Origin of the sequence: Robiginitalea sp., from assembly GCF_049588695.1 — a bacterium.
GTDB lineage: Bacteria > Bacteroidota > Bacteroidia > Flavobacteriales > Flavobacteriaceae > Robiginitalea.
In genome coordinates this window covers 1-8,433 of sequence record NZ_JBAVZJ010000204.1, presented here as the reverse complement: position 1 = coordinate 8,433, position 8,433 = coordinate 1, and the positions used below count along the sequence as shown (strand labels likewise).

Genomic DNA, 8,433 nt, shown 5'->3' with positions numbered 1-8,433 from the left:
CTATATACGTGGAAACGGTTCTTCCGAAGGAGGGGTAATCTTAACCACTTTTGACCAGAATTGGTTTGAAGTTCTCGAACTCCCCTTCCTTCCGGAGGATATCGAAATACAGGAAGTTCAATAAATCCGAAGTTTTTGAACCAGCGTCCAATGGGCACAATCGCTAAGGCCCGTTCCGATTTTTCCATCCCAAAGGCAGACCGTTGGCCGATTAAAGACTGAAATTCAGGACTGGTAAAGGATTATTTAGTAATTTTCTCATATAACTTAAGCGGAATCACAATTTCGCGCCCGGATGTTCGAGTTCCCCACAACGTTATGACTATGGATTATACAGAAATCAAATCGATTCGAACTTCGGTCAGCTACTGGTATATCATTCTGTTGATTGGCCTTATCTATCTGGCCGTTGGCTTTATGGTCCTGGTGCGCCCGGTGGAAGCCTTGATTGCCCTGGCCACCCTATTGGGATTCGGATTTATTTTGGCAGGCATTATCGAGATCGTATTTTCCCTGGCGAATCGCAGGGAAATGCACAACTGGGGTTGGCCATTCGTCCTGGGCATACTCACATTGCTCGTAGGCATTCTTTTTGTTTCAAATCCCGATTTCACGATTCTGCTGATGTCCCTCACTATGGGGTTTTTAGTTTTATTTAGGTCTATTGCGGCCATTATTTTTTCGCTGGATATCAAGAATTACGGTGCTAAATATTGGTGGGTCCTGATGGGGCTGGCTGTTTTGGGCATCTTTTTCTCCTTTGCCCTCCTGATGAGCCATATGCTATCCGGGGGTATGATTATAATCTGGACCGGGCTTTCTTTTATTTCGGCTGGAGTTTACAATCTGTTCCTGTCCCTGAGACTTCGCAAATTAAAAGGAATCTCTTCCCGCCTTTCCGAAGAGTTAGTCGCCAAGTACCGGGAGGTTCAAAGCGAAATCCAAAGGGAACTCAGCAAACGCTGAGCCCCTGTTTGAACCCCACTTCAAACTGAGTAAAACAAGGCCTGATTCCTTCTGTTCTAATGGTGTTATTTAAGCCAAAGAAAATACTGGAACAGATTCCGTATATTTATTCACCTTTTTTAGAAGGAAGGGGCTTTTGGAAATCATCAGTATCATATCAATAGTAGCTACGGTTATCGGCTTGCTGGCCTTTGGCATTATTGCGATTAAACACAAAAGGAACCGTTACCAGAAGTTGCTTTTTTTGGTATTTATCTTTTCCTTAACCTATAATGCCTTTCTCTCCTTCCTGGCCACCAGTGGATCATTGCTCGAATACCCGCATTTTTACAGAACTGCCAGCCCCTTTCTTTACTGTATACCTATCGCGCTGTACCTCCTCGCAAAGGCTATTGGCAAAAACCAGAATGCTCCTGCTCGTTCAGATTATGTGTTGTTGCTCATTCCCCTTTTACACCTGGCAGAATTAACACCCTTCTATTTTCAAAATTCTGCGCTAAAACTCCAGCACCTTGGGAATTTAACCGCCAATCCGGATATCATGGTCTTTGACAAGGTCAGTCTGATCCCCAGCAACTGGCATTATTTTTTTCAATTGAGTCTGGGGGCCGTACTGATGACAATAACTTTCCTTAGGACCCTGAAGTACAGGAAAAATCCAGGTGGGAATTCAAGGAAGCGCAAACTGATCTGGATCAATTGGATTTCACTTTTCCTGGGTTCATGTTTTGCCATTCTCGTGGTGCTTTTACTTATTGATCCTGAAAGCCTGAATATTTACGTCTATGGTGCTTTCCTTATTACCGCATCCCTGCTTATCGTATTCCTGGGACTTTTCCTGGAACCTCATGTGCTCTATGGCACCTTACACAGCGAAAACCTCAAAAGACTGACTTCTGGGAAATCCCGGACGCAAAACAGTCCTGGGGATGAAGATCTGGCCTTTAGAAAATTAATTGACACCTATTTTGAGACAGAGCAGTCCTATTTGCAGCCTTCTTTCCGGCAGGCAGATCTGGCCTCTGATTTGAATATATCCCGGAACACCCTATCGGCTATGATTAACCGAACTTATGAAATGAATTTTAACCAACTCCTCAATGAAAAACGGATTGAATTTGCGCTGAAAAATCTGGAGGATTCCAAATGGGAACACCTGAGCCTCGAAGGGATCGCACGGGAAGTAGGTTTCAAGTCGAGAACCACTTTTAATAAAGCTTTTAAATCAAAAACGGGCTGTACCCCTTCCAGGTACAGGACGGCCCAGGTACCGGGATAGTTTAGCGTATTTCATCTTATTTCCACCTATTTTGTACAACATTACAATCTTGGACGTCTTCGAGGGAACAGAGAACTTATTTTCTGGCCTTTTATCCTATATTTCCACTTGCAAGTAATTAGCCGCCTGGCCACGCCTCCTTCCTTCTATCTAATCTGAAGCGTGACCAGGCTTTTTTTTAAAAAACCAACCCATGCAACCCATCAAAACAGTCCGTAATTCTGTCAAAAATTGGTACATCCTTTTAATTGTTGGCCTGATTTTCCTCTCAGGGGGAATCTATAGCTTTATTTCTCCGGAAAACTCATTTTTAGCACTGGCACTGTTCTTCGGGTGGTCTTTTGTGATCTCCGGAGCTATTGAGATCATCTTTTCGGTATCCAACAGGGAGGAACTGGAAAACTGGGGATGGACGCTCATCTTCGGAGTCATTACATTTCTGGTAGGATTGCTGCTGATTGACAGACCGGGAATCACAGAGGTAATCCTGGCCTTTAGTCTTGGCTTTCTCGTCTTGTTCCGATCTATCGGAGCTATCAGTTTCGCTTTAGATCTTAAAAATTATGAGGATAACTCCGGATGGGGGACCCTCCTTGCCTTCGGGATCCTGGGGGTACTCTTCTCCTTTCTCTTACTTTGGCGACCTGGTTTTGCAGGTATGACGATTGTTTTCTGGATCGGGCTGGCGCTTGTCACCGCGGGGGTGTTCAGCATTTATTTATCCCTCAAACTGCGCAAACTCAAAGGGGTGAGTACAAAAATTTCCTCGGAACTCAAGAGTCGGTTTGACAGTGTTCAGGAAGAGATCAAAAATGAACTTGGCAAGTAATCATCAGTCTATTCTATTTTCTTTCAGTGAAACCTCGGTCGTCCTCCTTTTTCCATTCATTTCTGCGTGTTTTTTATCCTCTTAACTATTTGTTAAAATCCACTAAAAAACTTACATTTAAGTTTGCTCATTCGCCCATTACAAGAGTCTTATCAATTGAAAAAGTGATAGGACAGGACCAAAATACTTTAACACTGTCGGAATCCCGATACAGGAGTTTCTATTGTGGGTTACCTGGTCATTCGAAAGTCAAAGGTGTTCACCTAAATCGATCGTATTTCATCCTGTGAATTGCACATGAGACCTGAAAATAATACTAATAAAAACAACAAAACCTTAATTAAATACTATTCATGAAATTTACGGGCCTTGCGCAAATACTGTTTTCACTAATTCTTTTGTTCGCGCTCAACGCAGAGCTAAGGGCGCAGGAAGGATCTTCAACATTGACCGACGTGGAGTCTGAAATGGAAGAAGAATTTGAAGAAGAAGAAGAAGAAGAAGAAGAAGAAGAATCCCGACATTATTTCAGCGTAATGGTTGCTCACGATCACGTGAAGCAGGGCCTTAAAAACGGCGAGCAGACCTGGTTGAGCCTGCCATCATTTATGTTGGCTTATAATTACATAATCAACGAGCGCTTTGCAGTGGGGATAGCCGGTGATATTATTTTAGAAGAGTTCAACGTTGAGGCCAACAAAGTGGATGAAGTACTGGAACGCTCTTATCCGATTGCTTTAGTAGCAACGGGCACATACAGGTTGATCAATCACGTTGGGATTCTGGCCGGTGGAGGTTTTGAATACGCCAAAGAAGAAACCTTCGGCTTGGTCCGCTTCGGTTTAGAGCCTTATTTGAAGATTTCAAACCATCTGGAATTAGTACTCAATCTTACGTATGACATCAAAATAGATGCCTACGACAACTGGAATCTGGGATTTGGGGTAGCTATCGGATTATAACGCGGACAGAGAAGTAATAGAATACGATTTAAATACATAAACCCTTTAATTATATGAAAATGAAACCAAAAAAAATTCTCACACTTGTAATGCTGTTAGCACTGAGCAGCACCATGGCACAAACTTTCACCATGGGCAAAAAGTGCAAAGAAGCTTATGCCAGCGCACAGGCAGCTTTAAGCGCTAAGTCTTATCAGGACGCCCTGTCATTGTATAAAGCATTTTCAGAAGACTGTAAAACAAAAGACGCCAAGATCCTGGCTTCCGAAGGTAAAGCCGAAGCCTATAACGGTCTGGGAATGCACGCCGAAGCCATTGCCGAGGCAGATGATGTTCTCAAAAGAACCAAAAACCGGAGCCTTGCAGGGCACTTTCAAAAAGCGGTAGCCCTAAATGCCACCGGAGATATTGAGGGTTCCAAAGCCCAACTGGAGTCTCTGATGCAACTCACAGAAATGAACCAAAACACAGCACAACGGGCCTCGAACTATGCGCTGATGGCTGCGCTCTACGACCGCCAAATGGGTCAAATGGATTCAGCCATGGTCTATCTGAACAAGGCCAAGGAATTGGATCCCGGAAACGTAAATTATATCCTGCAAGAGGGAGATATGTATCTGGTACATGACGACTTTAAGAGTGCTTATGCTGTTTACGACGAAGCCGCCCGGTTATATCCGGACTCCCAGGAAGTCTACATCTCCAAGAGCAACGCCGGACTTATGGAAATGAATAAAAAATACGGCACCAGTAAAGCACAGGATCTTCGCGAGATGATGTCAGATGCTGAAAAGGCCGCTATTTGCGGTGATCTTTCCAGGGCTATAGAACTGGGATATAAGGATATGAATAAGGAAATGTTTAAAGCACTCGTTTGTCAATAATTTTAATTAATCCAAAAACGATGAAAAGAACACTATCAATAACACTATCCGTATTTCTTGCCCTCTCAATGCTCGTGAGCTGTTCGGCAATTCAGAATTCGAATAAACAGCAACAAGGCACCGCCGCAGGTGCCGCAGGAGGAGCCCTTCTTGGGGCGGCCGTTTCAGGGGGCAGCATATGGGGAATCCTGGCCGGTGCGGCCATTGGGGGAATAGCCGGGAACCTTATCGGCAAAAAAATGGACCAGCAAGCCAAGGAACTGACCCAGGCCGTACCTACTGCTGAAGTCCAGCGTGTGGGCGAGGGAATCAATATGACCTTTGATGCGACCCTGGCCTTTAAGATTAATTCGGCGGCTATAAGCGACAGTTACAAGAGTGATCTGAATGCTGCCGCTTCAGTCTTCAAGAATTACGAGGACACCAACATCCATATTGAAGGCCACACGGACGATACCGGATCTGCCGAATACAATATGACCCTTTCTAAAAAGCGTGCGAATGCTGTCCGGGATTACTTGATTGCCCAGGGCGTGGATGGCTCCCGTCTGGAAGCCAGATGGTATGGAGAAACCCAGCCCAAATATCCCAACGATGAGGCCAACCGGGCTAAAAACCGTCGTGTAGAACTGGGTATTTACGCCAACGACGAGATGATTGATGCCGCCAAAAGCGGAGAACTCGACTAATTGTATTCCCAATAGGTGATCGTATAATTTGAAAATATAGCCTGGTTGTTGTGACCGGGCTATATTTCTTTTTATTTGAACACGGGGGTAATCAACTGAATAATTCAAATCCTTTATAATTTTTAATAATGTAAATCACAACTTGTATCACTGCTATGAAAACAAAGAAAAGCACCCCATTTTCAATATTACCTATAATATGTTTAATGGTTCTTTTCTCCTGTAAAGGTGATAAAGAAGTACAATCCGGGGAGACAAGTACCGCAACGGTGTACTACGGTGGGGATATCATCACCATGGAGGGTGCTGTACCCCAATATGCCGAAGCCCTCGTTATAAGAAATGGTACTATCGAATTTGCAGGCGCCTCAGAAGAAGCCATGAAAAAAGCAGGGCCCGGGCATAAAATGGCCAACCTGGAAGGAAAAACCCTGTTGCCTGGGTTTATCGACGGGCACGCCCATTTTGGCAACTTCGGGCTTCAGGCAGTGGGTGCCCTGTTGCTGGCTCCCCCGGATGCCGCCTGTAAGGACATCCCTACCCTTATCCAAACCCTTAAAGAGTGGAATACCCCTGAAAACAGGGCACTCACAGGCTGGATTTTCGGAACCGGCTTCGACGATTCCGTTTTGGAAGAAAAGCGCTTCCCCACCCGCCACGACCTCGACCAGGCCAGTACGGAATTCCCTATTATGATTACCCACATCTCAGGGCATTTTGCCGTGGTCAACACCAAAGGGCTCGAAATCCTCGGTTTTACAGCCGAGACCCCGGACCCTGAGGGCGGTATTATCCGACGGGAAGCCGATGGTGAATCACCTAATGGCGTTCTTGAGGAACTTGCGGCCATCCCCTACATGATGCAGGCCCTGATGCCCAAAACCCAGGAAGGTGCTAACCGTTTCTTTAATGAAGGGCAGGATATGGCGCTTTCCTATGGGTATACAACGGCCCAGGAAGGACGGGCCATGCAGAACCATGAACTATTGGCCTCCAAAGCAGAGGCGGGTCAGTTAAAACTGGATGTAGTGAGCTACATCGATTATATGTTCGTCGATCAGTATATGGGATCTGAATGGAATAGTAAAGACTATACCGGTCATTACAGGATCGGAGGCATGAAAGTAACCCTTGACGGTTCCCCACAGGGGCGTACAGCCTGGCGAACCCAGCCTTACCTCCTCCCCCCTGACGGACAGGGACCCGACTATGCCGGGTATCCGGCTATACCTCAGGATTCGACAGTACAGGCCATTTTTGAAAAAGGTTTCAAAAATAACTGGCAAATCCTCGTGCATGGAAACGGGGACGCAGCCATGGACCAAATGATCCGTGCCCTGAAGCCGAATGTGGAAAAATACGGCATAGGGGATCGCCGCAACACCCTTATTCACGGGCAATACATTCGGGAAGACCAAATTGATGCGTTTAAGGAACTCGATGTCATACTTTCTCTCTTCCCCCTACACACCTTTTATTGGGGGGACTGGCACAAACAGATCATCGGCGATTCCCTGGGCAACAGGATCAGCCCCGTGAAAACCGCTCTCGAAAAGGGCCTGAACGTTACCATCCATACCGACGCCCCGGTAGCCCTGCCCAACCTGATGCGGGTGGTCTGGACGGCCGTAACCCGAACTTCCAGATCTGGTGCCGTGATCGGGGAAGCTGAACGCCTGACGCCTTACGAAGCGCTGCAGGCCATTACGATCTGGTCGGCCTACCAACATTTTGAAGAGGACCGAAAAGGAAGCCTCACGCCTGGAAAACTCGCAGACCTGGTTATCCTCGATAATAACCCCCTGAAAGTGGATCCTATGGAAATCAAAGACATTCAAGTGCTACACACGATCAAAGAAGGAAGTTCTGTATTTCAGAAAAATTAATTGTTAAATACCATTACTTGAATTCACACAGACTCAATTCAAAGACAAATCCATTTAAGGGGTTTGACAAAAGTTTGATTGGTTTTTTTCTAATCACTATTATGGCCTATGCCCTATTTATGATATACGAATCCGGCCTTTAAAGGCATACGACCGGGAAAGGTGCACACGCCTCCACTCACCGGGGCTTTGAGATTCAACCATACTGCTTTCACATTTAAATTTGATGCTCGTATGGCTTATTTGCGAAAAGAGTACAAGTGATACAAACAACAGTATGAAAAAGTAATTATATTCTTCGCACTTTTTCTTAGCAGCTTTCTCCTTCGGTCAGGAAACACCTGAAGAATTAACGAAAACAGAGGATGAACTCGCCAAAGAATTACAAAATCCACTGGCCAGCCTAATTAGCCTTCCTTTCCAGAGTAATTTCGATTTTGGTTTTGAACCCGCCGATGGCAGCCGGTGGTTTATGAATATCCAACCCGTTATACCCATGAGCATCAGTGAGGATTGGAACCTCATCGGCAGGGTTATCCTTCCCGTTATTTCCCAAAACGACATATTTGGCGAGAGTGGTAGTCAAACAGGGATAGGTGATGCCCTGGTTACCGGGTTCTTCTCCCCTAAAGCACCGACCAAGGGAGGTCTCATCTGGGGAGCAGGTCCTGTCCTGTCCATTCCCACGGCTACGGACGATCTCCTGGGAAGCGGAAAGTTTTCAATCGGGCCCTCTGTAGTGGGCTTGGCACAGGCTGGCAACATAACCTATGGCGCCCTGGTCAACCATATCTGGTCTGTATTTGGAGCTTCCGACAAGGCCGATGTAAACGCTACCTTTTTCCAGCCATTTGTAGCGCGTAATTTTTCTGGAGGCTACGCTCTGGCGCTCAATACCGGACTCACACAGGACTGGAGGCAAGATGCTACAATTGGGT

7 protein-coding genes and 1 pseudogene are annotated in these 8,433 nt (G+C 45.8%); all 8 read left to right on the top strand.

Features of this window, described 5'->3' with window-relative positions:
• Nucleotides 1–324 precede the first annotated feature (324 nt).
• The gene (locus WBV75_RS04905; RefSeq protein WP_424119531.1) at nt 325–966 is read left to right on the top strand and encodes an HdeD family acid-resistance protein; all 642 of its coding nucleotides are present in this window, start codon (nt 325–327) and stop codon (nt 964–966) included.
• Nucleotides 967–1,102: 136 nt separating this feature from the next.
• Nucleotides 1,103–2,245 carry a helix-turn-helix domain-containing protein gene (locus tag WBV75_RS04900; RefSeq protein WP_424119530.1) on the top strand — a complete coding sequence of 381 codons (1,143 nt, stop codon included), beginning with the start codon at nt 1,103–1,105 and terminating at the stop codon, nt 2,243–2,245.
• A 193-nt stretch (nt 2,246–2,438) separates the two neighbouring features.
• Entirely contained in the window at nt 2,439–3,074 is a 636-nt protein-coding gene (locus WBV75_RS04895) for an HdeD family acid-resistance protein (RefSeq protein ID WP_424119529.1), read from the top strand.
• A gap of 353 nt (nt 3,075–3,427) precedes the next feature.
• Nucleotides 3,428–4,036 carry a hypothetical protein gene (locus tag WBV75_RS04890; protein WP_424119528.1) on the top strand — a complete coding sequence of 203 codons (609 nt, stop codon included), beginning with the start codon at nt 3,428–3,430 and terminating at the stop codon, nt 4,034–4,036.
• Between the two features lie 59 nt (nt 4,037–4,095).
• Entirely contained in the window at nt 4,096–4,920 is an 825-nt protein-coding gene (locus WBV75_RS04885; protein WP_424119527.1) for a tetratricopeptide repeat protein, read from the top strand.
• A 20-nt stretch (nt 4,921–4,940) separates the two neighbouring features.
• Entirely contained in the window at nt 4,941–5,609 is a 669-nt protein-coding gene (locus WBV75_RS04880; protein ID WP_424119526.1) for an OmpA family protein, read from the top strand.
• 206 nt (nt 5,610–5,815) lie between these two features.
• Nucleotides 5,816–7,495, top strand: coding sequence for an amidohydrolase (locus tag WBV75_RS04875; protein WP_424119525.1), 1,680 nt, complete (start codon nt 5,816–5,818; stop codon nt 7,493–7,495).
• A 496-nt stretch (nt 7,496–7,991) separates the two neighbouring features.
• Nucleotides 7,992–8,433 (top strand): annotated as a pseudogene (locus WBV75_RS04870) (hypothetical protein); the annotation flags it as partial.